The 26,545-nt window shown below is 59.8% G+C and carries 23 protein-coding genes and 1 tRNA gene; 10 read left to right on the forward strand and 14 right to left on the reverse strand.

Features of this window, described 5'->3' with window-relative positions:
* Positions 1-126 precede the first annotated feature (126 nt).
* The 3 genes from phaR (at position 127) to IE224_RS12245 (ending at position 1,330) form a co-directional block, all read left to right on the forward strand.
* The gene (gene phaR / locus IE224_RS12235) at positions 127-747 is read left to right on the forward strand and encodes a polyhydroxyalkanoate synthesis repressor PhaR (RefSeq protein ID WP_191310773.1); all 621 of its coding nucleotides are present in this window, start codon (positions 127-129) and stop codon (positions 745-747) included.
* A gap of 38 nt (positions 748-785) precedes the next feature.
* A tRNA-Ser gene (locus IE224_RS12240) sits at positions 786-875 on the forward strand.
* 212 nt (positions 876-1,087) lie between these two features.
* Positions 1,088-1,330: a helix-turn-helix transcriptional regulator gene (locus IE224_RS12245; RefSeq protein WP_191310720.1), complete on the forward strand. Its 243-nt coding sequence runs from the start codon at positions 1,088-1,090 to the stop codon at positions 1,328-1,330.
* Positions 1,331-1,488: 158 nt separating this feature from the next.
* Here IE224_RS12245 and IE224_RS12250 read toward each other — a convergent pair whose 3' ends face one another.
* The gene (locus IE224_RS12250; protein ID WP_235986272.1) at positions 1,489-1,887 is read right to left on the reverse strand and encodes a helix-turn-helix domain-containing protein; all 399 of its coding nucleotides are present in this window, start codon (positions 1,885-1,887) and stop codon (positions 1,489-1,491) included.
* A 915-nt stretch (positions 1,888-2,802) separates the two neighbouring features.
* On the opposite strand from IE224_RS12250, the gene IE224_RS12255 reads away from it, so the two are divergent.
* Together IE224_RS12255 and IE224_RS12260 are read left to right on the forward strand one after the other, a co-directional pair.
* Entirely contained in the window at positions 2,803-3,300 is a 498-nt protein-coding gene (locus tag IE224_RS12255) for a hypothetical protein (RefSeq protein WP_191310722.1), read from the forward strand.
* A gap of 424 nt (positions 3,301-3,724) precedes the next feature.
* Positions 3,725-4,480, forward strand: coding sequence for a hypothetical protein (locus IE224_RS12260; RefSeq protein WP_191310724.1), 756 nt, complete (start codon positions 3,725-3,727; stop codon positions 4,478-4,480).
* A gap of 53 nt (positions 4,481-4,533) precedes the next feature.
* Here IE224_RS12260 and scpC read toward each other — a convergent pair whose 3' ends face one another.
* Positions 4,534-6,042: a succinyl-CoA:acetate CoA-transferase ScpC gene (scpC, locus tag IE224_RS12265; protein ID WP_191310726.1), complete on the reverse strand. Its 1,509-nt coding sequence runs from the start codon at positions 6,040-6,042 to the stop codon at positions 4,534-4,536.
* A gap of 126 nt (positions 6,043-6,168) precedes the next feature.
* On the reverse strand, positions 6,169-6,741 hold the full coding sequence (locus IE224_RS12270; RefSeq protein WP_191310728.1) for a hypothetical protein: 573 nt from the start codon (positions 6,739-6,741) through the stop codon (positions 6,169-6,171).
* Positions 6,742-6,970: 229 nt separating this feature from the next.
* On the opposite strand from IE224_RS12270, the gene IE224_RS12275 reads away from it, so the two are divergent.
* Positions 6,971-7,384: a hypothetical protein gene (locus IE224_RS12275; protein WP_191310730.1), complete on the forward strand. Its 414-nt coding sequence runs from the start codon at positions 6,971-6,973 to the stop codon at positions 7,382-7,384.
* 48 nt (positions 7,385-7,432) lie between these two features.
* On the opposite strand, the gene IE224_RS12280 is transcribed toward IE224_RS12275, so the two are convergent.
* The 6 genes from IE224_RS12280 to IE224_RS12305 form a co-directional block, all read right to left on the reverse strand.
* Entirely contained in the window at positions 7,433-8,065 is a 633-nt protein-coding gene (locus tag IE224_RS12280; protein ID WP_191310732.1) for a hypothetical protein, read from the reverse strand.
* A gap of 12 nt (positions 8,066-8,077) precedes the next feature.
* The gene (locus IE224_RS12285) at positions 8,078-8,554 is read right to left on the reverse strand and encodes a hypothetical protein (RefSeq protein ID WP_191310733.1); all 477 of its coding nucleotides are present in this window, start codon (positions 8,552-8,554) and stop codon (positions 8,078-8,080) included.
* 408 nt (positions 8,555-8,962) lie between these two features.
* Positions 8,963-10,453 (reverse strand): thermonuclease family protein, encoded by a 1,491-nt coding sequence (locus IE224_RS12290; protein ID WP_191310735.1) that lies wholly within the window; start codon positions 10,451-10,453, stop codon positions 8,963-8,965.
* A gap of 125 nt (positions 10,454-10,578) precedes the next feature.
* Entirely contained in the window at positions 10,579-11,799 is a 1,221-nt protein-coding gene (locus IE224_RS12295) for a phage tail tape measure protein (RefSeq protein ID WP_191310737.1), read from the reverse strand.
* 47 nt (positions 11,800-11,846) lie between these two features.
* A complete protein-coding gene (locus IE224_RS12300) occupies positions 11,847-12,482 on the reverse strand; it encodes a hypothetical protein (protein WP_191310739.1) in 636 nt (211 codons plus the stop codon).
* Between the two features lie 224 nt (positions 12,483-12,706).
* Positions 12,707-14,155: a hypothetical protein gene (locus IE224_RS12305; RefSeq protein WP_191310741.1), complete on the reverse strand. Its 1,449-nt coding sequence runs from the start codon at positions 14,153-14,155 to the stop codon at positions 12,707-12,709.
* A 224-nt stretch (positions 14,156-14,379) separates the two neighbouring features.
* On the opposite strand from IE224_RS12305, the gene IE224_RS12310 reads away from it, so the two are divergent.
* Both IE224_RS12310 and IE224_RS12315 read left to right on the forward strand, forming a co-directional pair.
* Positions 14,380-14,607: a hypothetical protein gene (locus tag IE224_RS12310; RefSeq protein WP_191310743.1), complete on the forward strand. Its 228-nt coding sequence runs from the start codon at positions 14,380-14,382 to the stop codon at positions 14,605-14,607.
* A gap of 155 nt (positions 14,608-14,762) precedes the next feature.
* Positions 14,763-14,909: a hypothetical protein gene (locus tag IE224_RS12315; protein WP_338119634.1), complete on the forward strand. Its 147-nt coding sequence runs from the start codon at positions 14,763-14,765 to the stop codon at positions 14,907-14,909.
* 158 nt (positions 14,910-15,067) lie between these two features.
* Here the strand turns inward: IE224_RS12315 and IE224_RS12320 are convergent, their stop codons facing one another.
* The 5 genes from IE224_RS12320 to IE224_RS12340 form a co-directional block, all read right to left on the reverse strand.
* Positions 15,068-17,362 (reverse strand): calcium-binding protein, encoded by a 2,295-nt coding sequence (locus tag IE224_RS12320; RefSeq protein WP_191310745.1) that lies wholly within the window; start codon positions 17,360-17,362, stop codon positions 15,068-15,070.
* Between the two features lie 134 nt (positions 17,363-17,496).
* Positions 17,497-17,685 carry a hypothetical protein gene (locus tag IE224_RS12325; RefSeq protein WP_191310747.1) on the reverse strand — a complete coding sequence of 63 codons (189 nt, stop codon included), beginning with the start codon at positions 17,683-17,685 and terminating at the stop codon, positions 17,497-17,499.
* A 4-nt stretch (positions 17,686-17,689) separates the two neighbouring features.
* Entirely contained in the window at positions 17,690-21,025 is a 3,336-nt protein-coding gene (locus IE224_RS12330) for an error-prone DNA polymerase (protein WP_191310749.1), read from the reverse strand.
* Between the two features lie 13 nt (positions 21,026-21,038).
* On the reverse strand, positions 21,039-22,565 hold the full coding sequence (locus IE224_RS12335) for a Y-family DNA polymerase (RefSeq protein WP_191310751.1): 1,527 nt from the start codon (positions 22,563-22,565) through the stop codon (positions 21,039-21,041).
* Positions 22,498-23,301 carry an ImuA family protein gene (locus IE224_RS12340; RefSeq protein WP_229849362.1) on the reverse strand — a complete coding sequence of 268 codons (804 nt, stop codon included), beginning with the start codon at positions 23,299-23,301 and terminating at the stop codon, positions 22,498-22,500. Before IE224_RS12340 ends, IE224_RS12335 begins: the two co-directional genes overlap by 68 nt.
* Positions 23,302-23,461: 160 nt before the next feature.
* Between IE224_RS12340 and IE224_RS12345 the strand changes: the two genes are divergently transcribed.
* Together IE224_RS12345 and IE224_RS12350 are read left to right on the forward strand one after the other, a co-directional pair.
* On the forward strand, positions 23,462-25,324 hold the full coding sequence (locus tag IE224_RS12345) for a GmrSD restriction endonuclease domain-containing protein (protein WP_191310753.1): 1,863 nt from the start codon (positions 23,462-23,464) through the stop codon (positions 25,322-25,324).
* A 510-nt stretch (positions 25,325-25,834) separates the two neighbouring features.
* The gene (locus tag IE224_RS12350) at positions 25,835-26,464 is read left to right on the forward strand and encodes a hypothetical protein (RefSeq protein ID WP_191310755.1); all 630 of its coding nucleotides are present in this window, start codon (positions 25,835-25,837) and stop codon (positions 26,462-26,464) included.
* Positions 26,465-26,545 lie beyond the last annotated feature (81 nt).

Raw genomic sequence — 26,545 nt, forward strand, 5'->3', positions numbered from 1 at the left:
GAGAAAAGGGGCCACGGCCCCTTTTTTCATGTCTGCGCGCCATGTCCTTGGCAGGTGCAGAAAATTGCTTTGCCTTTTGCGGTTGCAGCACCCATCATGACGGAAACCGAAAGCCCGGGGTCCGTCATGGCCGCAGCCTCTACGCCGCTTCTGATCAAACGCTATGCCAGCCGGCGTCTTTATAACACGGAAACAAGCGATTACGTCACGCTCGAGGATATCGCCTCCTTTATCCGCGACGGGCGAGAGGTCAAGATCGTCGACCTGAAGTCGGGCGATGACCTGACGCGGCAATACCTTCTGCAGATCATCGCCGAACACGAGGGCCGGGGCGAAAACGTCCTGCCCATCGACGTCCTGACCGACCTGGTGCGCAGCTATGCCACAAGCGCCCATTCGGTAGTCCCGCAGTTCCTGGCCGCCAGCTTCGAGATGCTGCGCGAAAGCCAGTCGAAGCTGATGGAGAACATGGCCGTCATGCCCAACCCCATGACCCGCGTCCCCGGCTTTGACGCCATGCACCGCCAGCAGCAGGCCTTTCTCAAGGCGATGCTGGGCGGCTGGACCGGCACATCCGGCCCCGAACCCGAGGAACTGGAGGACAGCGCCGCATCACCCGAAGGCACGCCGGCGCGCAAGACGGATCCCAAGCGACGCCCCGCCGCTGCCCCTGACGAAGGCACCGAGGACATGGCCGAAATCCGGCGCCAACTTGCCGAACTTCAGCAGCGTATTTCAAAGCTCTGACTTGCACAGCGCGCGGACAGCGGTTAGACCGCGCCCACGGACAGTTGGCCGAGTGGTCGAAGGCGCACGCCTGGAAAGTGTGTAGGCGGGGAACCGTCTCGAGGGTTCGAATCCCTCACTGTCCGCCATATTCACCTATAACTATTTGTTTGAATTGCATTTTTTCAGGATGTTATTCTGCTGCCAACATGCAAACCAACATCCCGTCGTAAGTAGGAATTGAGGAGGAGAGACTTCTTTGGTCGGAAGTTTCTGCGTTTATCCAAGCGACTGTCTGATCCAGGAAACCCTATAACCATAGTATCGACCATGAAGGTCTTTTTGGTGAAGGAACCCGAACGTGGACAAGCAGGCGAACCCTGAGCAGCTTTTTCTCTCTGTCAAGCAAGTTGGCGATCGCTACGGTGTGTCTGTAGATTCAATATGGCGCTGGGTGAGGCTTGATCAGTTTCCGCGTCCGGTGAAGCTGGGTGGCCAGACAACGCGGTGGCGCCTGTCTGAGATCTTGGAGCACGAAGCAACACTTATTGCTGGGTGCACTATGATCTTTGACTGGGAGAGACACTGGCCGATGGCAGCATGAGGAATGGGTGCCTTTCGATCAGTCCCGCTACCGCGGGGTGATCAACGAAGGTGAAGCCCCGGGTTCTGCCCCTGCTTTGGGGAACCCAGGCAGACCTATGTCGGTCAGGGTTCCCTTCTGGAACGAAGCGGACGCGCTCTATCCGCCGCTCTCGTCGGTTAACGACCGAAGAGGGATCGCAGCACGGTCCGCGACCGGGCTGTCAACTTCGGATCGGTCTGGCCGGAGGCATCACGGATTTCTTCAAGCCACGCCTTTTCGTTGACGGTGGTCATAGGCCCAAAGACCTCAAGCAATGCAACGGAGGCCGTCTTTCCCACCGCCTGTTCCAAGGCAAGTTGCATCAGGTAGGCTGGATCGATCTCCAGGGCACGGGCCAGGCTCGGCACGCGGTCGAGCGGCACCTTTGATGCGCCGGTCTTGAACATGGAAATCAGGTTTGGATTTACGAACCCAGCCTCGTGAGCAATTTCTCTTTGGGTCTTCCGGTGAGCAAGAAGTTCAGTCTGGCGACGAATGAACACGGCGGCAGGGCTATTTTCGTGAGGGTTAGGCATGATCGTCTCTCTTGTTGCTGATAAGACGAATCTAGCTGGCCATGATCATCAGTGCGCTTGGGAACAGGCGCCACGGCGACGGGAAGAGGCGAAGTCCTAGAAGAAATCGGTGAGATAGATGGGAGTGCGTCGGGACCCCTGAGCAATCTGGGGCTTACATCCTCCACTGTCAGGAGTATGCGGTTCTGATGAGTGCTCATCCTATCAACTGCACATGCCGATTATCATGCAACAGCTACGCAACAGACCGGTCGGATAATGCAACGTTTGCAGGCGGAGTGTTGCAAGAAATGCAACAAAGACTTCACATTTACGGCCAGAACGTTGCGCATTCCAGTCCACGATGCATCACTCTGTTGCAGAAACCGAGCATTTTTTCCTGTGTTTTCAAAGGTTAGAAGGCCTCGCGCAACAGAACGCAACACTGAACCTGCAAATACTAAAATTAATATGCCACCAAGCCGCGAGTTCGAGGTCAAGATGGCAGAGATACCGGAGATCGAAATTTCGCGCAGTTGATCGTCCGCGATTCACCGGTTCATCACTAATTGCCGCACCCGTTCGTATGGGCATCGCCTCAAAACATTGTGGAAAGCGGCTGTTGCGTAGCCAGGCTCAGGTGGCAAGAGGGAGCGGTGGACGCCTTGCTGGGAGAACCGAAATTACGGCTGGAAAGGTGATAGATCCGCTTCGGCACGGCACAACCACCCAAGACAGGATCGAGCAGCCGGGGGGCCATCGTAATTGAGATTGACTGCTGGAGGGCAGGGTGCCCTGCTTGACGCACTTGTCTACGTCGTTCGCGCAGTCGTCCTCCAGTTGCTCGGTATCAGTTCCATGCGGCACCTATCTCGCTTGCCTGACTGACAATATCTGTCGTAGGCAGAGTGAGTAGATAATCTATCGGGTGAAGCAGTGAAGACCAGTCAGCGACAGTCCCGTAACAACCAATACTATCTGGATCGCCTCGCTCGCGAACGACCGGATATTCATGCCGACCTGCAGAGCGGCAAGATACCATCAACCGCAAAGGCGCTCGATCTGGCAGGGATCAAGCCTCAGAGAACCCCGCTCCAGCTTCTCGAGGCTGCCTGGAAGAAAGCTTCCGCGGCAGAGAAGACCGCCTTCAAAGGTCAGATAGGTTGCTCGGCGCCGAGTCCTAACGCGGGGTTCATAAGTCCGAGCAGCGCGCCGATCCATGTTGATCGGCGCCTTACGCCTGCGACACTTGCCGAGGTGCAACGCATTATGTCGGCGCGTGGGCTGAAGATGGGGCATGTGATGGCGGAGCTTGGCTTTTCGCGTCTCAATGTGTCGCTTGGAAGCGCTCTTTCACGAGGATGGAAGGTCAGCCAGGAGATGATCGATGCACTCGAACCATGGTTAAGACACAACGCGGCAGTCGGTAGATAATCTACCATTATTGTTCTTCTTCGTATATCTGAGCGACGGTCTGAAGGGCGGTGACTAAAATCTAGGTATGAAACCCTTTGTTGGACCATACCGATGCCCACTTTTCCTGATCCCGATGCCTCGAAGCAGACCACGCCAGCGACCGATGCCGAACTCGATCTCCAAGACGATCATGCGAAGGAGGGAAGCGAAGCGCGTCCTTCAGCCGCCAGCGACAACGCTGAACATATAGCCGACGCCGGGATTGGCAGCACAATAGAGCCTCGACTTGCGTTTTACTTGTCTGTGTCACGGAGCAAATCTGCGCCCAACCGAGACGACAGATCTGCATTCATGGAAGAGGGACGAAATGCGGCCGGCAGCCAGCGAGCACAGGGATTTCGGCACGCTCTCAGTTCCGGTTGTCCAGTGGTGACCTTCAGTGGTGACCTTCAAGGATGATCCTTCTGAGAAAGAACACCTGTCCAGTTCCCACAAAGCCCCATCCGGCTTTCCGTCATGGAACCTCCTCTCTCCCTCTGAAGAAGCCTCTGCAGGGAAGACAACAGAACGAAGAAAACGTCGGGCCGCGCCTTCGCTCCTCCCAACGCAATCCGTGTCCGCTCAGATCAGGCGCAAGAAGCCGGCGAACATTGTCGTCAGGCCGGTCGCGTGGCGGCGGCTCGGCGAAACAGAGAAGTTCCTGCTGGCGGCTGAAAGGTGTCAAGGTGATGGTGGCATTGCAGTCACTCTCAATCTCAGCGCTTCTCGGGAGCACAACTACATGTCCCGGTCGCGCAAGACCCAAGTAAGGCGGCTGTTTCAGAACCAGCTAAACAAAGCTCTGAAGGAGGCAGGGTTGTCGGGGCTTGAATATGCCTTCCTGTTCGAGATTTCTCCTGAAGGTCGTCTTCACCTGCACGGTGTCCTTCGAGGCGCCGGATTGGACGAGACTGCATTGAAGGCCCTCAAGCTGGCCCTCTGCCAAGCTGCCGGAAAAATCCATGGCAGGGCGGCCGCCCGCCAGGTCAAGCTGAAGCGGCTCTATGACGCTGCAGGCTGGGCCAGATACATCTTCAAGGTTCGTAAATCGACTGCGAACAAGCTAGCAACCAACGGGCTCATGGTTATGTCCGAGAGCATGGGTCGCCTTTTACGGGTCTTCCACGAAGAAACGCGAGAAACGCGTCGAGTTGCATGACAAGTGAGCATCGATCGTGAACAACTCCGGTCAAGAGCTCTTGCGTTGAATAGCTAGGGTCGCATCGACCCTGTGTCGATAAAGCGCTGGTGCCAGCTCAGCGCCTCGTTCAGCAACGACGGCGACTGCAGGCCGTAGGAGCCCTGGCAGGCGCGGCGGAAGTAGTCGGCCAGGTGCGGACGGTAGTCAGGATGGGCGCAGTTCTCGATGATGACAGAGGCGCGCTGTTTCGGCGATAGGCCACGAAGGTCGGCCAGACCCTGCTCGGTCACAATCACCTGGACGTCCTGGGTGATGTGATCGACATGGGACGCCTGTGGCACGATGGCCGAGATGCGCCCGCCTTTTGCCGTCGACGGCGTCATGAAGATCGAGACATAGGCGTTGCGGGCGAAATCTCCCGAGCCGCCGATCCCGTTCTGGATGCGCGAGCCCATGATGTGGGTCGAGTTCACGTTGCCATAGATGTCGGCCTCGATCAGCCCGTTCATGGCAAGGCAGCCAAGGCGGCGGATCAGTTCCGGATGGTTGCTGATTTCCTGCGGACGAAGGATCATACGGTCGCGATAGCGGCCCATATCTGCATTGACCCGCGCAGCCGCCTCGGGTGACAGCGAGAAGGAGGTGGCCGAGGCCATCCGCAGCTTGCCCGCGTCCAGCAGATCCAGCATCCCGTCCTGGATCACTTCGGTAAAGGCAGTCATGTTGTCGAAGGGGCTGTCGACGAGGCCTGTCAGCACCGCATTGGCGATGTTGCCCACGCCGGACTGGATTGGCAGCAGCGAGGCGGGCAGGCGGCCCTTGGCAACCTCGTGGCGGAAGAATTCCATCAGGTGCCCGGCAATGGCGCGGGCAGCCTCGTCCGGCGGGGTGAAGGGCAGGTTGCGGTCGGGGGCATCGGTTTCGACGATGGCCACGATCTTCTCGGGGTCGCAGCGCAGCCAAGGCTCGCCGATCCGGTCGTCGGCCCGCGTCAGCGGGATCGGCACCCGGTCCGGCGGCAGGCGCGTGCCGTAGTAGATGTCATGCATCCCCTCCAAAGCCGGGTTCTGCCAGCTGTTGACCTCGAGGATCACCTTCTCGGCGCGATCAAGCCATGTCTTGTTGTTGCCGACCGACGAGGAGGGGATCAGCGACCCGTCCTGACGGATGCCGGTCACCTCGATCACCGCCACATCCAGCGGGCCAAGGAAGCCCTGCCAGGCCATGGGAGCCACCTGGCTGAGATGCATGTCGAAATAATCCATCTCGCCGCGGTTGATCTTCTCGCGGGCAATGGGGTCAGAGTTGTAGGGCAGGCGGAACTCGATCCCGTCGGCCTTGCCAAGCGCCCCATCCAGTTCCGGCCCGGTTGAGGCGCCGGTCCAGATGCGGGTGCGGAAAGGTCGGCCTGCCTGATGCTCCGCTTCGATCCGTGCGGCCAGGGCCATGGGAACAGCCTTGGGGTAACCCGATCCCGTGAAGCCGCTCATCCCCACAGTATCGCCTGATGCGATCAGAGCCGCGGCCTCCTCTGCCGTCATGATCTTCGAGCAAAGCTGCGGGGGCGCGATGCGGGTCATGGTGCCGTCCTTCCGGAAAAAAGCTGCGGCCTGCTTTACACCCTGTGGATGAAGGATGTGAAGGTCGATGGCGGCAGGTTGCGCATCTCAGCGCGCACTTGCCGGCGCTGCATCGCGCTGCTCCAGTCAGCTGTCCGGAGCGGCTTCGATCAAGTCAACAAAGTCCCCGGCCAGATCGCGCGAACGCTGCACCACCTCTGCAGGCAACTCGCTGGCATCCGCGGCCACAACCTCGCCCACCTGCACATTGAGTGCCCGTCCGTGGACCTCGGCGACACAGAACGTGTAGCCAAGCTCGCCCACGCGGGACGTCATGCATTCCATCTCCGAGCCGCCCGGGCTTTGAACGGTTTCGCGGGTGACAGGTATATCTCCGCCTGCCATGTAGGAGGCTGCGCGTTCGACATTGCCCTCGATGCCACGATCATCCAGCGGGTAGAGCAGCACCTGCACATTCCGGTCGTCCTCGGGCGTGCCATAGGTCGCCATGATCCGGCCTTCCTGAGGGCGGCTCTGGATGGAGGAGCGCACCAGGCCATCATGTTCTTCCGGGAACCCCGGCATGAAGGCATTGGTGACGTGGCCCGCGACTTCATTAGGAGGGCCGTCTTGCGCCATGGTCGGGCCCGTCACGGAAAGGATGACGCCCGCTGCGACGGCACAGGCGACAAGACGGCTCTGATGAAGGGCGGGGGGCATGCTGCTCTCCTTGGTCAGGTAATATTAGGGTTCTACAGGAGCGACTTCCTTGAACCGCGTCTAGCGGGACAACGGCTATCAGGACGGGGAGTTCACCTTTACCGGTGCTGCCCCCTGCTTCAGCCAGCAGACAGGCAAACCCGCCAAGGTTGCGTCTGTGCTCCTACCCGCTATAACGCCCCCATGCTCGATGACCTCAGCAAGAACGATGCCTTTGCATCGTTGCCAAATGCTTGCGCTGGAAACATCCCGTTTATCCGCTGCGCGTGCCGACCCGCTGGTCGGTCCCATAGGCCTGTCGGTCGCTTTTCGCGAATCCTTTCACACGCCTCTCAGAGAGCATCATCCCACCGCCTTGCCATGTGTTCGAAACACCGCGCCTCCTGATCATGAAAGGTTCAGAACGCCCTACCTCCGGGAGTTGCTGAGCCGGCAGGGCAACAGATGTGCCCTTTCCGGGCTGCCGCTCAGCTTCGATGGTCCGGATGTCGACCACGAAATGCGACCGTCGCTCGACCGCATCGACAGCGACGGTCATTATGCCGAGGGCAATCTCCAGGTGGTCGCGCACTTCATGAACCGCTGGAAGGGCGCGTATGACAACGATGAGTTCAAGAGGCTCCTGAAGGTGCTGCGTGGGTAGGGTGCCAAAATCGGGAGGCCCTCTGCGCCATGCAGGCCGGGCAGTTGTCTACTTGCCACGGGGAACGTGGCGAGGTTCGGCGAATAGCACGTAGAGCAGGCGAACCACATTTACGAGCGCAAGAGCAACAAGGATTGCCAAGACGATAGGCTCGAGAATTGGAAACCATGTTACAGCGTCCTCCAGGCTCCTCCCCAGTCGGAAGCGGTCGTCCCAATATGGCCGCGACAGTATCATGCTGAGCGGAACAGCATCGAACGGTGTCATGTCGTCACATCCATTCAGCGTGTCGAACACCTTTGCCTTCCGCACCCTGTCGGCAAAGTAGACGAGAGCGGCCGAGGGAAGCCCGACAAAGATAAGCAGGAAAAATCCCTGATAAAGACGGCCCTCGGGACTGCCGGTTCTTACGCCGTCCAGCCCCACGAGCGGCATGCGTTCATGCCAGGATCGTGCTCTCGGGGATGCCTTGGCGAAGCAGACCCCGATGCGGCACAGCAGCGTCAGGAGCAAGGTGCAGATCGGCAGGGCAATGAGCGCGCTTGCCACAGGGCGATCGTCCACGAGCTCGATATTGAAGATCGGCTTTCCGCCCTGCCCGGCGATCCAACTGTTGAGGCTGTAGAAGACGAGCACCAGCCCTACAGCGAGCCACAACCGGCTGTAATGCGCAGCGGTCATGATTTCGCCCCTTCATTCGGCGCGCAGGTCATGACAGGCTTCCACCAGCTTCGGCCGCATGGCCTCGGCGAGCTGTTCTTCGAGAACCGGCCCCAGGGCGCCAAGCAAGCCTGCAAAACTCCCCCCGAAATCGCTGAGCTGCACCTGGACAGTTGGCGCCTCGCAGTCGGCAAGTGAGACCTCCGCGTCGGCGCTGACGGTTGCGGACGCGTCACCCTTGATGAACCCCGCGTCAGAGGTTCGGCATCCGAGACGGCCCGACAGGCTCAGCAGGATGTTGTCGCCCCGCAGGGACGCGTCGGCCTCGCGAAGAACGACCTCGTCAAGCCGGTCGATCCCCACAGGTTGTCCAAGTATTTCCGTCGAGAGTCCGGCGCATGGGTTCTGCGCAGCGACAAGTTCTTCGATGATAGTTCTGGTTGCCGGTTCCTGTCCTACCGCTGGAACGGGCAAGGCGGCCAAGGTGCAAAGACACCAGATCCTCGTCATGGCCGATGATCCTTGTGAAAAAAAGGCTCTAAGGAATGTGTGGGAAACGGAGAAACAAGAGCGTCGGCGATGCCTGCAGGATGCCGCTTTCTTCAGCTTCGGGCAATTCAATTCACCTGGGCAGGCATCATGACGCAAATGCGCGCACGGTCTCGATTTCCGCAGACCGGGATGCAGTCGGAGAGTTTTACCAGTTTGTGTTGGGCGACAACCACCATGGCCGGCGTATTGCCGCATGAAGAAATGCTCCCTAGCAAACCGAGAGTCGCTGGACGGACCCCATGCTGCGGATCTCGACTCGATCCGGTGCAGGCCTTCCGCGATTTCAGAACCGTCAAGGTCAAAGATGCCATCAGCTTACGCCGCGCACACCGAGGGCCTTGGCGCATCTGACGCCAGCACTGCACATTAGTTTTCACGCCGATATTCAGCAGGATCTTGGAAAGCTCCCGCCCATAGCCCGCGGCGCTCAGTCTTTGCCACCTGTTCTTCTACCTGGTAGGCATCAGAATATTGAAGGTAAGCGCGTGCCATGCCAACTTTGACCATCTCCCGGCCGAGATCAATATCCCCTGCATAGCAGGTCCCTACTGACCGGCTGTAGCGATCCTTCTCGATCTCCTCACACCATATCTCTGCATCTCCAATCAGGCGAACCATCATCTCCGTGGCAGTCGAACCGCAGGCAAACGAAGACCCATCCCGAGTTTGGCAAGTCTGTGCCGCTTCCGGGGCGTCGATGCCACTGATACGCCAGTGCCGTTCGCCAATTACGAGTGTATCTCCGTCAATGATGCGTGGCACTCCTCGGGTGCCTTGCTCGGGGGGCACGGGATCATCTTCGGGATTGGCCAGCTTCGACTCTGCGCCTGCCTGACTAGCGGGGGCACCGGGCCTCACCATGCCTGACTGGGATCGGCCAGGTTCCATCTCTCCCTTTAGATCCTCGCGAATATCGTCGAGCAACTTCTCCCGGTTCAATGCCATAGAAAACTCGACCCGCCGGGAACCCTCCCTGTTCTCGCTCCCATCTTCGTTCGCCACGAGCCTCGCAGATGAGTATCCCGTCGAAGATAGCCTCCCACGGGCCCAGTCCAGCAAGGATCTGCTCTCCAGGCCGCTAAGGCAGACTTCCAAAGCATTCTGTGCCCGCCGCTGAGACAGGCCGAGGTTGTAAAGGTAGGCAGCCTCCGGAGACTGGCCGGGCTGCCCCTCTGAAGAGGCATGGCCTTCAATCTTCAGATCAGAAATGTCGAGACCCGATGATTGAAGCGTCCGAACCCAAGGGGCGCAGAACTGGCGCAACATCTTGGGATCGCGGATGCGGTCCTCGCCTACATCGAAGAGGATGTTCTGAGGCAGAATAATCGTCCCGTCGCTGGTGATCTCCCCTCCGGCGGCACGAATCTTATCGCCAAGTTCGCGCTCCAGCATACCGATGAGGCCTTCCTCTGCAGCGGCCGCCTGTGCCAAGCGTTCGCTGGCTTGGCTCACCGCATCACTGGGGCGAAGAAGATCTTCCAGTGTGGCGCGCAAACGCATCTCAGGGGTTACCTCAACGACTTCGGAGAGCTTCAGCCGGGTTCCCGGCTCCAGCTCCACGGCGCCGCTCATCAGGCGCTTGAGGTCCTCTTCACGCATGAACCGGCTGTATCGTTCCGTATCCTCGATGGCGGCCTGATCCTGCGCTCCGAGCCCCGCTGCTCGCAGTGCCCGGGCCATCGCGAAGGTTCCATCGCTCAGGCCTGCAATAATGCTGGCCTTATCAGCATCGGACATCTCTCCGAGGCTGTCCGCCAAGCGCAGGCTGCGCTTCTCGGTATCAATCTGCCACCAGGTGAAGAGCAGAAGCAGGATGAAGGATAGAAGGATGAACGCCTCGGCCACCGTCAGTCCCATAACGGCGCCCCTCTTGTAGTCGCGGCTCGAGCCGAGGCCAGGCTTCAACATCGCTGAGACCTCTGTATCAGAAACCGATACCTACCGATCAGAAACTTGGGAAAATGGGCCAGATACAGCATGGCTCAGGTTTTCCGCCTCCATCCCCAAGACTTGTTTTCAGATGTGTCCGGAGTTCTTTCCGGGGTTGCCGCATTCTCATCCCGATCCGTGTTTGCTCCGGGACCCGGCACGACTATGCCGGGCATGGGGCTTACTGCATCCAGGCGGCCGGCAAGCCGTTCGCCGGCTTCGCCAAGCTTGGTCGCGGACGTATCCAGGTTCTCCGAGATCCGATCCGCGCCTGTCTGGATCGCTTCGCCTGACCGCGCGGTGACCTCGCCGAACGACTGTGCACCTTCCTCGATGGTCTTGCCGGCATTTTGCAAGGCACCGGCCATCGTCCTGGTGCCAGCCTCAATGTCCTGCTCGAAGGAGGCAGTGAAGGTGCTGACCACCTCCTGCGCTCGCGTCAGGGTCGCACTGGTGCGTTCGACATCCGTAGAAAGGGCTTCCGCCGCGGCGACGATCGTGGACACGCTCTCCCGGATACGCTCCGCTGCTTCGACGTTGTGACCAGTCAGTTCCGTTGCTGTCGCGGTCATCTCCTCAACCGCTTTCCGTATGCCTTCGGCAGCTATCGCGCTGGAGTCGTTGACGGCCTTCGTCACCAAATTGAGAGAGGCCTCGGTCTGCAGGCGCACGCTTTCCCGCAATGCGGGTCCGAATTCCTGCGCAGACTTCAGCAGTTCCTGCTGCATGTCGGAAAGCAGCGTGTCGAAGGCCTCCCGCATGCGCCGTTCCCGCTCAACATTCTGCTGAAGGCTTTCTACGGAGAACGTCTTGACTTGGTCCAGGCTCATCCCGAGTTCGGTCCGAAACCGGCGGGACGCGTCATTTAAGGCCTGGCGCTCGTGGCGCTCCCGGCTATCCATGTCGATCTTGAACTGCATCATCAGCACGCGCAGGAACACGCCAAAGATTGTAGAGGAAAGGGCCACCCCGAAGCCCGCAATGATCTCCGGGATCATGTCAGCCCGGCGGTCGGACGGGGCCTCGACGACGAAATAGAGCGTCACGGCCAGGGATGTCAGGGTGAAGAGAAAGCCAAGGTAATAGCAGTTGTCGCCGATCGTCTCCGAGTCGAGACGCAACGATGTAGCGTTGTATGTGTAGAGGGCATAGCCTACGAGCACCAAGCCCGCAAAAAGAGCGCCGAAGAGCGGATGAAGGGGCAGAAACTTCAGCGCGATGCAGCCAATCACGCCCACCACGAAGGCGATACCGAGCGGCGCTGCCTCCTGCATAGGATGACCTGTGGTCCCGTAAATGCGCTTGGTGCTTTTTCGAGCCATCAGAGGTCTCCCAGTCGCTTGACGCCTGGCGCATGCGCGCCCTGTCTTTCGAAATATCGGAGCCAGAAGTCCTCGACTGCGTGCGGGTCCTTGATGCCCTCGGCCGGGCGCGGCACCTGATAGACCTGCACCTCTGCGTTGGTTAAGGTCGATCCGACGCGCTCGTAATCTGCGGAGTTTCTGAAGCTCTCCCAATCACCGCCGCGATAGAAGCTCAGGACATCGCTATGCTGGAGGAGGTCGGTGACCAGAACGATCCGGCGCGGTCCCTCGTAGGTCACGAAGCCAGGCGTCGCCGAGACCAGGGCCTGCAGACTCTCCATAATCGGCGAACTGTTCGCACCCGATGCGCTGACCATCTGTTCGAGATTGGCCTTCAACGGCGCCAGGAACTGCTCGCGGTAACGGTTGCCGACCAGGCGGACGTTCTGGGTCAACGCGCTTGCAGACGCGGCATCCTGGGGCTTGCAGAGCGGCTCCGTGGCGCCCCAGTTTGCCGGGTCCTCACTCACCACCCCCAGTGTGAATTGTGCTCCCCTCGGTGCTCTGTCGATTTCCTCGTCGAGCCACGCCATCAGCTGGGAGTGTTGCGCGGGAGATAGAGGATCAGTCAGGTCCAAAAGGATGGAGGTCATGGCAACCGGTCCCGTGGCGACAGGACAAAGCGTATTCTCATCAACGGCAGCCTGGGCTGTCTGCTGGCCTGCCCACCAAAAACCACCTCCGAGTGCCGCCATGACCGCAACGGCGCCGATGATAAGCACCGGGGTGCCCACGCCGCGTTCGGCACTACCTCGGCCACGACGGGAGCTCCTGCTCGAGGACCCGCGCCCCTTGCCCCTGCCTCTGGCCCGGGACATCAGACCGGCTCTCCTACGCCATCAAGCTTGGAAGGCATCGGGGCGCTCGACGGGCCTGCGCCGCGCTGAATTTCCTCAGGCAGCTGGAATTCGACAACTGCAGACCTGAAGCTCTCGAATATCTGCTTGATGGCAAACTCCACGGCTTGCGTGATCTTCTGCGCTTCCTCTTCAGCTGTCTTCTTCCTGCCCTCGTCGGCTGTGACGGTTGTCCTGAAAACGGGGAACGTGTGACCGATAGAGAAGCTCGGCGGTGCCGGTTCACTGCGTGCGGCGATGTTGGCGTCGCGATACACGGCAAGCAGGTAGGCGACCTTGGTGTCGCATTGATCCAGGAAACCCTCGAGGTGTGCGTTCAGAGTCGAGTGCCCGTAGAGCGCATCAATAGCCTGGGAGATCCCGTCCCGGACTTGCTGATCAGCATCCCGCAATTCGTCAATGGCCAGATCACGCTTGTCCGTGAGCTCTGTGATAGCATCCTCGAAGTGGCCGTTGTGATCCGCGCGTGCATGGGCCAGATCACGCTCGACCTTGCTGTATCCAGGGAAGGGATCAAAGGCGTGCCAGCCCTTGATAAAGGCGAAGATGGAGATCAGGGAGCCGAGCGCAAACAGGAACCAGCTGTCCATGCTGGTGAGACCGAACGGGTTCGCACGAAGGGCTGGCACAGCCTGCTGGATGGCATCGGACCAGTTTACTTGCGCATCGATTAGGTCGCGGAAGTGGGCGACGGTGAGGTTGACCGCCAGGGCCAGGAGGATCCAGACTACCAGGCAGCAGAGGCCGAAGAACTTACGAACGATCCTGGTATGGTTCATGCCGCAGGCATAGACACCAAGAAGAATGCTCATGACCACGTTCACAAGGGAAAAGACAAAGGCTGTCATCCCTCCGCCCGCCAAGCCCTGTTCGTTCCCACGCGAGAACATGAAGGCATTCAATGCGGTCTCGATACCGATGAAGATGATGACAATCGCGGCGAACCTTCCCCAGCCCTCAAAGTGCTTGGCAGGGCGGCGGAGGCGGTGCTGCTCCCGGAACTCCTTGCGATGCTGGAAGGTCTCGAAGAGACGCTCCGTCACAGAGGTCATCTGAGCCTTCCAGCCGCGCACAGCAGTCAGGTAGTCGCCGCTGGCATTCTGCGCGACGATTTCGACTTCCTTTCGCATCGTCCCCGCACGGGACAGGCGCTCGTTGTAAACCTGTCGATTGTTCTCGTAATTCTCGAGGCCCTTGTTGCGGACATCGTTGATCCGATTGATGATCCGTGCCTCGACGGCGTCATGGGTCGTCGACCCAGGAGCGGGCTGCTGCTTGCTGCCGCGCTGCTCCCCTTCTTCGTCTAGCTTAAGCTCCTTGCGGATCTTCTCCTGGTCTATCTCCGGAAAAACCGTCAGCGTTGGAAGCAGGTCGTCCGACCGCAACATTGACTTCAGCTTGTCGAGCACAAGGACTACCTCCAGCCATCTCACAGTTCGATCACATACCGCGCAAGTATTGGTGATGAAATCTTTTACCGACGTTTTTTGAAATCTCCTGCGATTAAGTTTTGTGGTCATGCTTAAGGGGGGAGATAGTTCTCCCGACAATCCTCCGGTGGACCTGAAGTCCCCCATGTGGTGAAATCCCTTTCAGCGTGTCCGGCCCAGTTTTTCCATCGGCCGGACTTCAGATGCAGGACGGACAGTTAAGCGAAGGCGTCGTCAGAATGCCAAGAGTGAAAAAGCCTGTGCGCATCGGAAGCCTTAAGGGACTGGCCAGCTACGTGCCGGACTTGCTGGAACCCATGACTGAAGAAGAGTTGAAGGAGTGGGGGGGTGATCCAATCGATCCCTTGACTCAAAACGCAGATAAAATTGCGCCAACGCGTTCTCCTTCGCGCGAAGATGAACCAAAGTAACCGTCCGGCCTGACTGCTCTGCCTCGGTCTGAGAGAGCCGGATAGTGTCCACCATCGATAGTGGACACTATGGTGATGGCGTGGCGCGTCGGACGAAGCGGCTTTGGACGGAGAACGAGAGGCGGGCGATCTGTTTGCGGGCGACGGCACCTGGTGTGTCGGTTGAGCGTGTGGCGCAGCGCTATGCGATGAACGCCAACCTGATCTTCAAATGGCTGCGCGACCCGCGCTATGCGCCGGAGTCCCCGGCGGAGCCGGACGCAGCGTGCTTTCTGCCGGTCGAGGCCTTGACCAGCCGCTGAACTTTCATCCAGTGGCGACCGGAGCCCTGTTGGTGTTGCCCTGCCTACCAAATTTGGACCATGTGAAGCCGGAGCTTCCGGCCTTGTGCGCCGCTCCCCAACCTTGGATCGCCGGATGCTGGAGTTTTCCGGCTTGCGTTTCCGCGCAATCTTCCAACCTAAACCAGGAAGTCGTCTGCGAATGTGCTGACCGACGCGAAAGCCGCGGCGTCATCCGGCTCGGCCGCCAATGCGGGCAACTTCGGCGCCTTCATTGTGACGGACGAGGTCAGTTGGTCGTTTGACAAACCCACGAGGAGGAGTTTTTCCGCGCCATGGGCCCCGTCGGTGTCTTTCTCAGGCCTCACTTTCCCGTCTTTGCCCTTTACCTCCTTCGAGACGCTGTAGAGCCCCCACCCTTTGCTGCTTAGCGTCCAAAGGTCCAGATCGACGATCTTGAAGTCGATCCTGGCGGGGGACTTGGCTCCGATCGGGATGTCGAAGGTGACATGGGATCTCATGGTCTCGCCGCTGACCCCGATCCGGATGCCATAGACGGCGGCGCCTCCATCGGTATCCTCTCGCCAGATCCGCCCGTGACCCGAGCCTCCCGTTGCCGGCTCCGAACCAACGAGATTTGCGGGCAGCTTCCAGTCCTTTCTATCAGCCGTGGCGGTGAAGAACACATCGATGCTCTTTCTGAAGTGATCGAGCTTCTTGCCGCCGAAAACGTCCATCACATCAAAGCCTACAGTAGCCTCAGCAGGGCCGGCACCAGGTCGAGGCCTTGTCACCACATCATCGATCCCTTGGATCTTCGTCTGTTTGACCTCGCCAGTCACCTGAACGACGACAGGGACGACTGGAAAGAAATAGCCTCCCTTATAGACGAGATCGCCATTGCCCTCGACCGAGTCCCTGACATGGTCAAAGAAAGCCTTTCTGAATTCCCGGCTCACGATAAAACAGCCTTCGGAATTGCCATTATACTGTCCGCTGTGGATCTGGACGTTCGTTCGTTCAACGCCGTCATGAATGAGGAGCCCTTGTCCTTTCGTCCATCCACTGAGTTCTATCCGCTCGCCGAGTTTGCGATCGGAGCGATAATGACCGCTATATGATCCGGTTCCAATTGGTGTAAGCGTATCCCAGAGAATATCGTCCAGCGGCTGATGCAATCCCTGGGCGGGGCCGTCGATGCCGTTGGTCAGCTTGGTGACTTCGATCCCGTTCTCGAAAACCTTGCCCGTCGCATGGCCGTCTGAAGTGCGATTGATGACGAACCTGATGGCGCTGAGGTCCTGCTTTCCGTTCTGGAACTGGGCCACTTCACCATCCTGGATCAGGTCTAATCCCTCGCTCCCGGAAGAAAGGACGACTCGGCCATCTCCATCCCTGTTGGTGACCTTCCCTCCTGTTTCTGGGGTAAACACGAGATTGCGGGACTGGTTGAAACGGCTCCAGTTGTTTTCAAATGCGGTCGATTGGAAGACGAAGGTATCAACATCTGCACCTCCTATCAGGGAGTCATTGCCGACGCCGCCGTTCAGCACATCTCGGCCCTTTCCCCCGATCAATCTGTCAACGCCCGCTTCTCCGAGGAGCCGGTCATTGCCCGAGTCACCCACGACTTGGTCGTCGCCATCCCCAGCAGTCAGGTAATCATTCCCGATCCCTCCCAAAAGGAGGTCTCCGTCTGCACCGCCGAACAAGGAGTCGTTGCCCGCTCCACCATGGATCGTATCAATGCCGCCCTCACCCCAGAGCTTGTCATTGGCGCCATTTCCGTGAAGCAGGTCATTGCCCGAGTTCCCTCTGATGAGGTCAGCGAGCGCACCACCCGCAATCCGGTCATCGCCGGCTCCCGCGCTGAAGATCTGGGTCGCGTCCCAGGCAACGGATGTGCCAGGCAGGGCAGCTGCATTGGGCAGTGCAACGACGTCATTTCCGTCCAAAGCAGCATAGAGACCCGCACTATCATTGACAGCGTCTTGCTGCTCTGAAGTCAGGCTGTTGAAGTTGACTGTATCGGCATCTTCAGTAAACAGGGTCGATGGGACCCATAGTTCGACCCAACTATAATCTGCAAAGGTCCAGGTTAATGGTGCCGTTCCCGGGGGATAATAGTAAGCTTGCTGAACGGCACGAGGAATCATTGGTTCGGAGCCATAATCAAAGGGCCTATCCTTCGTGGCACCTACATATGTGGCGTAATATATATAGTAATCAACGACAGTCTCTGACTTTATAGAGGCTGACCAGATAAGACCATTGTTTTGTGGCCTCCCAGGCTCCGCAACTATCGCCCCATGAATAATGTCATTGCGTCCTATACCTGCAGCCGAGTAGGATATACCAACAGACCATTCTTTATCCAAGAAATGCTGTTTGCTTTTATCAACCACTGGTGGATCGCCATTGGATACAGTGTAAATGACTTCTTCGATATTGAACTTCGCATATATCCAAGCCATGGTGCCCCTCAAAACGAAACCAATTGACGAACCCGCCTCGAATTTGCCTTACATCAAACGCATGGGTTTGGCGACGATTCTCTACAAAGCGCATATGGCCTATGTCTCGTTGATTCAGATTTTTGGACAGTCGATCAAGAAAAAGTCTTGGCGTCCTGATCATCATCAGGTATCGCGCATCCTCCTTGCAAATCTTCCATCGCTCCGACGATTTGCAGGGCTATCTGCAACGGCTCCAGTTCCCAGGACCAGAAGTCGTCGAATGTGAGCACCTTAACTGAGGTGATTTTCTTGAACGATTCGCGGGTCTGCAGAGCTTGCACTCGCCTACCGAAAGTCCCGCCCTTTCACCCTGATGCTCTCCAGATCCAGATCGCGGATATAGATCTCGCAGGTCCGTGGCCCCTGCGGCACAGGTGCGTCGCCACCCGGGCCGGCCCTGGCGGATCGCCCGCCATCCTGACCATGGCTCGGCAGCAAGCCTGGCGCATCGCTTCGGCCGACACGTGACAGCTCCGCCGAGAGATCGACAATTCTGTGGACCACGAAATGCACAACCTCGCCCTCCCGCTGGATGCGCCCCTGCACGCCGATCATGCCTGCCCCAAGGACAATCCGCCTATGCGCCTCGAAGACCTTTGCCCAGACCACAAGATTGGCGACGCCTGTCTCGTCCTCGAGCGTAATGAACATCACACCCTTGGCTGACCCTGGCCGCTGGCGGACCAGCACCAGGCCTGCTATCGCGCACCAGCGGCGATCTCGGCTGGCCATGGCCTCGGCGCAGGTGATGAATTTCCGCTCTTTCAGCGTCTCACGCAGGAACGAGACAGGGTGCCGGCGCAGGCTGAGGCCAGTATGGCCGTAGTCCTCGACAACCTCCCGGCCCAGAGTCATCGGCCGGAGTGTAACGGCTGGTTCTTCGGCGTTTGCTCCTGTCTCGTCCTTCGGGCCCTTTGGCACGTCTGCATCTGCAACAGCATCGTCCTGCCGCTCCGATGCCTCCCGTGCCGCGGCAAAGAGCGGCAGTTCCTCCGGCCCGAGCCCCTTGATGGCCCAGAGCGCCTCACGGCGGCTGAGCCTGAGCGAAGGCCTGAAGCCGTCCGCCTCGGCGATGCGGGTGAGACAGGTGAGCGGCACCCGCACCCGGCGCCAGAGATCCTCCACTGAGGCAAAGGGCTGATCGGCCCGTGCCGCGACAATGGCGGCGGCATGGGCATTGGCCAGCCCCTTGATCATCCTGAGCCCGAGGCGGACGGCAAAGCGGCTTCCCTCGTCGCTCGGCCGCCCGGTTGGTTCCAGCGTGCAGTCCCAGCGGGAGGCGCTGACGCAGACGGGCCGGATCTCGACGCCATGCTCCTGCGCGTCGCGCACGATCTGCGCAGGGGCATAGAAGCCCATCGGCTGGCTGTTCAGGAGCGCCGCGCAGAAGGCGTCGGGGTGCCAGCACTTCAGCCAGGCCGAGGCATAGGCCACGAGCGCGAAGCTCGCGGCGTGGCTTTCTGGAAAGCCGTAGGAGCCAAAGCCCTCAAGCTGGCGGAAGGTGCGCTCGGCGAAGTCCGGATCGTAGCCGCGCGCGACCATGCCCGAGACGAGCTTGTCCTTGAAGGCCGAGACCCCGCCGGTGAACTTGAAGGTGGCCATGGACTTCCGGAGCATGTCGGCCTCGCCGGGGGTGAAGCCCGCGCATTCGATGGCCACCCGCATGGCCTGTTCCTGGAAGAGCGGCACGCCCAGGGTCTTACCCAGCACCTTCTCGAGTTCAGGTGTGGGATACTCCACCGGCTCGAGGCCCTCCCGCCTTCGCAGATGGGGATGGACCATGTCGCCCTGGATGGGTCCGGGACGGACGATCGCCACCTGCACCACCAGGTCATAGTAGGTGCGGGGCTTCATCCTCGGCAGCATGGCCATCTGCGCCCGGCTCTCGATCTGGAAGGTGCCCAAGGTATCGGCCTTCCTGATCATCGCATAGGTGCGCGGATCCTCGGGCGGGATGGTGGCGAGGTCATAGGAGACTCCCTTGTGCGCCTCGATGAGCGCCAGCCCCTTGGCCATGCAGGTGAGCATGCCGAGCGCCAGCACATCGACCTTCATGAAGCGCAATGCGTCGATGTCGTCCTTGTCCCATTCGATGATCTGCCGGTCTTCCATCGCGGCAGGCTCAATCGGCACCAGATCGTCCAGACGATCCTGGGTCAGGACAAACCCGCCCGGATGCTGCGACAGGTGCCGTGGGAAGCCCATGAGCTGGCGGGCCAGCTCCAGCGTCAGCCGCAGGCGCCGGTCGGAGGGGTCGAGGTTCAGCTCGCGGATCTGCGCCTCGCTCACGCCCTCCTCGGACCAGGCCCAGATCTGGCCGGAGAGGGTCTGGATCAGGTCCTCGGGCAGGCCCATGGCCTTGCCGACATCGCGCAGGGCCCCCTTGGCGCGGTAGCGGATCACCGTGGCACAGAGCGCGGCCCGGTCGCGCCCGTAGGTCCCGTAGACCCATTGGATCACCTCCTCGCGGCGCTCGTGCTCGAAGTCGACGTCGATATCGGGCGGCTCGTGGCGTTCCTCGGACACGAACCGCTCGAAGAGGAGATCGTTGCGGCCCGGATCAATGGCGGTGATGCCCAGCACATAGCAGACGGCGGAGTTCGCGGCCGAGCCGCGGCCCTGGCAGAGGATGTTCTGCGAGCGGGCAAAGCGGACGATGCTGTGGACCGTCAGGAAGTAGGGGGCATAGGCGAGCTTGGCGATCAGGCGCAGCTCGTGGCTGAGCGAAGCCTTCACCTCGTCGGGGACCCCCTCGGGATAGCGGGATGCTGCCCCCTCCCAAGTCAGCCGCTCCAGCGTCTCCTGCGGGGTCAGCGTCGGATCGTCGCGCTCCTCGGGATACTGGTAGCGCAGCTCGTCCAGCGAGAAGCGGCAGCGGGCCACGATCTCCGCCGTCCGCGCCAAGGCCTCCGGGTAGCGCGCGAAGAGCCGGTGCATCTCGGCGGGCGGCTTCAGATACCGGTCGGCGTGGCGCTCGCGGCGAAAGCCCAAGGCTTCGACAGTGGTATTGTGGCGGATGGCCGTGACCACGTCCTGGAGGATGCGGCGGGATGGTTCGTGATAGAGCACGTCATTGGTGATGACCGTCGGCACCCGCAGCTGCGCAGCCAAGGTGGACAACTCATGCAGCCGCAGCTGGTCATTGGGACGGCGCCGCAGGGTGAGGGCCAGATAGGCGCGGTCACCAAACACATCGCGCAGCCGGCGCAGGCGCAGGGCGCAGGTGTCATCCGCCATGTCAGGCACCAGCACCGCGATGAGGCCCTCGGCGTGCTCCACCACATCCGCCCAGTCGAGATGACATTTGCCCTTGCCGGTGCGGGACTTGCCGAGCGTCAGCAAGCGGCAGAGACGGCCATAGCCTGCCCGGTCCATGGGATAGACCAGCACCGCCATGCCACAGGCCAAATCGAGCCTGCAGCCCACCACCAGCCGCACGCCCGTGGCCTTGGCGGCCTCCCAGGCCCGGACGATGCCCGCCAGCGTGTTGCGGTCGGTGACCGCCAGGGCCTCGATGCCCATCATCGCGGCCGTGGCAAACAGCTCCTCCGCCGAGGAGGCGCCGCGCAAAAAGGAGAAGGGCGAGGTCACCTGCAGCTCGGCATAGCGCGGCCCCGTCATCCGATGACACCGTTCATCCGAACACCCCATGCAGGAACCAGCGGTGGCTGCCGGTCTCGGCATGCTCGCCGTCGCCGGCGCGAAACACCCAGTAGCGCTCGCCGGCCTCATCCTCGATGCGGAAGTAGTCCCGCACAGCAATCATCTCGGCATCACGCTTCCACCATTCGCCGAAGACCCGCTCGGGTCCATCGGCGCGGGCCACCTTGCGGCGGATGCCCCGCCAGGTGATGGAGACAGGCGGGTGATCGGGCAGCAGCGCCAGCGTCTCGATCGGCTCTGGCCGGGGCAGCAGGCGGGTGGGCCGCGGCCAGTGATCGGGCCAGCCGGCGCCGACCGGCTCGGAGAGGGCCGCAATGCGGGTCACAGAGCGTTCCGGCACGTCGCTGGCAACAGGGGCCATCCGGTAGACGCCGCGTGCGCCTACGCGGTTGGCCAGCACATCGACGAGACCGGAAAGATCGGGGGCAGGGGCCTCCAGAAGCGAGCTGGCCATCTGCCGCGCGTCCAGCGGCTCCACCATCACCGCCGTCAGCGAAAGGATCTCGATGCCGTATCCCGGCGAGATGGTCTCGATCTTCTCGCAAAGGAGCCGGGTCAGCCGCTGCGGGTCGCGCTGCGGGCGGGCAAGACCCACCCGCACCGTCTGGACATGGGCATCGACCCGCCAGCAGAGAAGATCGAGCCTGCGGGCCCCAAGGCCGCGTTCTTCAAGCGCCGCGCAGAGCTGGACCACCAGCTTGCCGATGTAGCGGGCAATGGTCTCGGCGGCGGCAATGGGTTCGGCGAAGGCGCGACGCACCTCGACTAGCTCGGCTAGGCGCAGCGGCTCGATCGGCTCGGAGGCATGGCCCAGGGCCTGATCCAGCCTGCGGCAGAGGTCCGGGCCGAAGCGCCGGGTCAGGGGCGCGCGGGGTTGATGCAGGAGATCGCCGATGCAGACAAAGCCCAGGGTGCGGAGGCTCGCAAGCGTCGCGGGCGGCAGCCGCAGGGCCGAGAGGGGCAGGGGGCTTAGCAGCGCTTCGGCCGTGCCCGGCTCGGCCACATGCATCGGCACTGCAACATGCCGGGCCAGGGCATGAGCGGCACCCCAGGTGTCGGCAACAGCGGCGCGGGCGGTAACGCCCGACATCACCAACCGGCCGATCAGTGTCTCCAGCATCGCCTCCTCGCCGCCATGGAGATGATCGGCGCCGGTCGAGTCGATCACCAGCCCGTCGGGGGGATCGACCGCCACAATGGGCGAGACCCGCTGCAGCACCCAGAGCGCCAGCCGCTCCAGGGAGGCGGCATCGGCCTGGGGATCATGGGGCAACACCTGCAGGTCCGGAACCATCGCCTGAACCTTGCTCACCGGCATGCCGACGGTGAGGCCCAGCTCCTGCGCCACAGCACAGGCTGCTGTCACCAGCCGGCGGTTGCCAACCCGGGCTGCCAGCACCAGCGGCCGCGCGTCCGAGCCAGGTATTCCCTCAGGCGCTGACCGCCTGAGCCGGTCGATCGGCCAGAGCGGCAGGGTGACCGAGATGACCCGTGCCATCGCATGCCTCCAGTTCAATATCGAGACTTTCTCCCGCCCGCGCCCGGATCAGCTCGATAAGCCAGCGGGCTCGGCCGAGACCGGGAACGGGCAGGGGAGCGGAGGGCAGCACAGAGACACGCCAGCGGGTCATCGCTGCAGTCGGCTGGCCGAAGTCGTAGGCGTCCTGCTGCCGGCGCCAGCGTCTGAGCGCAATGCCGGTGGTGCCGGAACCCTTGGCGGCCAGGTGCAGCCGACGCGAGGCGGTCATCGAGAGGCGCGCCACATCCGCCACAACCGCACCCAGTCCGCCATGGCGCAGGCCTTCCTCCATGCAGGCCAGCACAGAGACGTCATCGCCGGCCTCGACATAGATCACCCGATCCGGACCCAGGCCCGCCTGTTCCAGCCCCGGTGCAAACAGGTCTGCCTGCGTCACGCACCAGAGCACTTGTCCGGGAAGACGCGCGGCAATGCCTGCTGCAAAGCAGGAGGCCGCAGCGCCATCCACCGCGCTATTGCCGCCACCCGCCACTTCGTGCAGGCAGCCCAGGGCCAGTCCACCTCCGGGCAGACGGCGGTCCAGCTCCGGCACACCGAAGGGCAGCGCACCACGCTCCGGTCCACCATCGCCTTCCATCCGCGCGATCTGCGCGCGCAAGGCGGCGATGGCAGGATTGAAGGACCGGGCAGACATGACAGGGAGGAACTCCGAAGCAGTTGGAAACGAACAGGTCTGTTCCTGTTTTGTTCCCATTAGGCCAAGACTGTCAACCGGGGAAGGGCAATGATCTGGGATGTCTTGGCAGAAGCGGGTGCTGTTTTGGTTCAAAATGAACCAAGTAAACCGATAAGTAGCTTGCTTCGGCTGCTAGCCCTGCAGCAATGTATCTTCATAGCAGATCACGTAGGCCCTTATGTTTGAGTCCATTCAACCAACCCTATTCGAAGTATTAAAAGATGCTCAGAAAGGCAGACTCCAGTTACCTGATTTCCAGAGGGGTTGGGTGTGGGGCGAGGACGGCATAGCAAGCCTCCTGGCCTCTATCATCCGGAGCTTTCCTGTCGGAGCCCTTCTTTCTTTGAAGACAGGAGGGGCTACTGCATTCGCGCCTCGGCCGGTGGAAGGCGTTCCGGACATTGGGCAAGAGCCCGAAGAGTTGCTCCTTGATGGCCAACAGCGAGTGACCTCGCTTTACCAGTCGCTCATGCAGCCCCAGCCTGTGCGCACGCAGACCTCAAGCAAAAAGAAGCGTGAGGTATTCTTCTTCGTCAATATTGAACGCGCCTTGGAAGAACCGTTTCCAGAGGAGGCGGTTCGTATCATCGACAGTTCGCTTGTGGTGACGTCGAACATTGGTCGAGATATCGATCTCGACTTGCGCACCCCGGAGAGCCGCTACCAGGCTATGATGTTTCCATTAAACGAAGCTTTTGAACCAGACGCTTACTTCAATGGCTGGATGGCTTACTGGCAGTATGACAAGGCGAAGATCGAGCAATTCCAAAGCTTTCGGAAGCAGGTCATCGAACCGATTAAGTCATACAAGATGCCCATGATCCGTCTGGACAGCGAGACGACCAAGGAAGCTGTTTGTTTGGTATTTGAGAAAGTGAACACTGGCGGAAAGCCTCTGGATGCTTTCGAGCTGCTTACCGCAATGTTTGCGGCGGAGGGCGCGGTTAACCTACGGGCCGACTGGTTTGGCGACAAGAATGCGAAAGATACGGCTGTGCGGGATGGGCGATCGGCCCGGCTGCACCGCATCAACCTCCTGAGGTCCATTGAAAGAACAGATTTTCTACGTGCAGTTTCGCTCGTCTCGACCAGGAAAAGGGATGGGCAACCGACTTCATGCAAGAACGAAGCGCTTCTCAACCTTCCTGCAGCCGATTACCAGGCTTGGGCCGAAGAGGTTACAAAGGGCTTCGAAAATGCTGCACGGTTCCTTCACGGCCGGGGGATTTACTGGCACAAAGATGTGCCATACCCATCCCAAGTCATCGTCTTGGCTGCACTCATGGCGCTTAGGGAGAACAATCCTTTCTCTGCCGCAGAGGCTCGAACAGTTGAACGTTGGTTCTGGTGCGGTGTCTTTGGAGAACTCTATGGAAGCTCGACAGATACCCGCATGGCGGCGGACGTTGATGACCTCCTTGGCCGCCTTTCTGGGGACGCCGGTGAAGTTCGGACGATCAACACCGCAAGCTTCCGGGAACAACGGTTAGACACCCTGCAGTCGCGGCTTTCAGCAGCATACAAAGGGTTACAAGCGCTGCTAGTAACAAAAGGAGCGCGGGACTTTTTGACAGGCGAGCAGATCGGCCACGCAAACTTCTTTGCCGAGAAATTTGACATCCATCACATATTCCCGCGCGCCTGGTGTGAAGCTCGTTCAGTTCCCGTGTCCCGCCTTAATAGCGTGGTCAACAAAACGACTATTTCAGGGCGCACGAACCGAAAAATTGGCGGGCGTGCCCCTTCAAGATATGCTGCGACGTTAGACAAGGAAACCAGCGAGGCCGGTGTCTCGCTCGACGAAATTTTGATCGGCCATAGGATTTCGCCGGAGCATCTACGTGCGGACGATTTCGAGGTCTTTTACAGCGCTCGAAAAGAGGAGCTTCTCAAGCTTATCGAAGATGCAATGGGCAAGGCCGCATTACGGGATGCCCCAGGTGTGGCTTCGGACGCGGATGAATACGACGAGGAGACGGCGCTCGAAGATATCGTGGGTGATGTCGATGCATATGAACCAGCGCGTGAGGATGCAGCCTGACCACGTTAACGACGTCCTCGGCGGTGCTCGGGGCCACAAAGTGCTGAGATCGGCTAGATACAATAAGTGTCCTTACCGGAAGCGAGAACGCATCGTGAATGCCTTCGGCTGACTGAAGGACTGGCGCGGCATCGCCACCGTTACGAACACTGTGGAGACATCTTTCTCAACATCATCATTCCGGCCGCCACCGGAACAATCTAATTTGATGATTATGAGGATAGGAACTAGAAACCTGTGGCAGTATAGTCATGACTATTAGGTGGTTAAAAGATGATCTTGAGAGTGCAGCTTCTCTCGGATCATTCCCTTCAGCATTCTTCGTGAGGTGAGAAATTCTGGTCATTTTTCCCACTGCCAACACTGCCCACTTTTGCGTAACAAGCATGATCGTCTTGGAGTTAATACTGGGCGAAGCTGGTGCCCCGGATCCTGTGCTTATTTCGGTCAAAGCGGAGTTCCGATCGCAATCTCCTACCAATAAATAATGCTCAACCACAATGGAAAGACATGGCGACGTCTCACTTAATGATTTCGATTAACTGGTTTGGAAGTTATGATCTCAGGGGGGCTTATCAAGCAGCATCGTCCGATTTCGGCGCAGCTTTATATCTGTGCATGGGGAAAAGAAAACATCAGAGAAATAAAAGTCTACAGTATATTGGGATCGGCCAAGACGTTAGAACCAGACTGCGGGAAACCCATCATAAACTGAAATACGTCTCGCGTGATAGGGAAATATGGCTAGGAGAAATCTCCACAGCGGAGCCATCAGGACGAAGATTGAAAGTCACCCCAGCAACTCTCGATTATGCTGAGTGGGCCTACGCGCGCTTCTTTGATCTTCCTCTGAATGAGAAGAAATCTACAGGACTACCGAAACGTAGTTTTACGGTGCTAAATCGGTGGTGGCACACTGACTATGAACGTTCTCGTGTCCAGCGCCCTCATCGCGACTGGCCTGACCTTATCGACTATCCTGGTGACGACCTACCCGTGCGCAAGGTCTGGTTTGGAGGAAGACAAGAAAAGTTGCTGCCTCCCGAGTATGTTCGTCCAGGATTACCGCCCTTAAGGGGACTTTCCTCGCCGCTGGTGGAAGAGCTAAGCAACGAAGATCGGGCAATTAATCTTACATAGTCCGGCCTGATCAACTCTTACTGCATTGATTTTATGTGCTGAAGATGCGGTTTCATTCGCTTTGAATTGCAGGGTTTCGTA

It is taken from the genome of Paracoccus aerius, assembly GCF_014656455.1.
GTDB lineage: Bacteria > Pseudomonadota > Alphaproteobacteria > Rhodobacterales > Rhodobacteraceae > Paracoccus > Paracoccus aerius.

Excerpts from the sequence above, each read along its gene's own strand:
- IE224_RS12285 (WP_191310733.1), bottom strand. The coding sequence starts at position 8,554 with ATGACGAGGATCTGGTGTCTTTGCACCTTGGCCGCCTTGCCCGTTCCA.
- IE224_RS12270 (WP_191310728.1), bottom strand. The coding sequence starts at position 6,741 with ATGCCCCCCGCCCTTCATCAGAGCCGTCTTGTCGCCTGTGCCGTCGCA.
- IE224_RS12250 (WP_235986272.1), bottom strand. The coding sequence starts at position 1,887 with ATGCCTAACCCTCACGAAAATAGCCCTGCCGCCGTGTTCATTCGTCGC.
- IE224_RS12320 (WP_191310745.1), bottom strand. The coding sequence starts at position 17,362 with ATGGCTTGGATATATGCGAAGTTCAATATCGAAGAAGTCATTTACACT.
- IE224_RS12295 (WP_191310737.1), bottom strand. The coding sequence starts at position 11,799 with ATGCAGGAGGCAGCGCCGCTCGGTATCGCCTTCGTGGTGGGCGTGATT.
- IE224_RS12290 (WP_191310735.1), bottom strand. The coding sequence starts at position 10,453 with ATGGGACTGACGGTGGCCGAGGCGTTCATCCTTCTATCCTTCATCCTG.
- phaR (WP_191310773.1), top strand. The coding sequence starts at position 127 with ATGGCCGCAGCCTCTACGCCGCTTCTGATCAAACGCTATGCCAGCCGG.
- IE224_RS12340 (WP_229849362.1), bottom strand. The coding sequence starts at position 23,301 with ATGGGAACAAAACAGGAACAGACCTGTTCGTTTCCAACTGCTTCGGAG.
- IE224_RS12310 (WP_191310743.1), top strand. The coding sequence starts at position 14,380 with ATGCAGGACGGACAGTTAAGCGAAGGCGTCGTCAGAATGCCAAGAGTG.
- scpC (WP_191310726.1), bottom strand. The coding sequence starts at position 6,042 with ATGACCCGCATCGCGCCCCCGCAGCTTTGCTCGAAGATCATGACGGCA.
- IE224_RS12350 (WP_191310755.1), top strand. The coding sequence starts at position 25,835 with ATGGCGACGTCTCACTTAATGATTTCGATTAACTGGTTTGGAAGTTAT.
- IE224_RS12330 (WP_191310749.1), bottom strand. The coding sequence starts at position 21,025 with ATGACGGGGCCGCGCTATGCCGAGCTGCAGGTGACCTCGCCCTTCTCC.
- IE224_RS12280 (WP_191310732.1), bottom strand. The coding sequence starts at position 8,065 with ATGACCGCTGCGCATTACAGCCGGTTGTGGCTCGCTGTAGGGCTGGTG.
- IE224_RS12335 (WP_191310751.1), bottom strand. The coding sequence starts at position 22,565 with ATGGCACGGGTCATCTCGGTCACCCTGCCGCTCTGGCCGATCGACCGG.
- IE224_RS12275 (WP_191310730.1), top strand. The coding sequence starts at position 6,971 with ATGCTTGCGCTGGAAACATCCCGTTTATCCGCTGCGCGTGCCGACCCG.
- IE224_RS12345 (WP_191310753.1), top strand. The coding sequence starts at position 23,462 with ATGTTTGAGTCCATTCAACCAACCCTATTCGAAGTATTAAAAGATGCT.
- IE224_RS12300 (WP_191310739.1), bottom strand. The coding sequence starts at position 12,482 with ATGACCTCCATCCTTTTGGACCTGACTGATCCTCTATCTCCCGCGCAA.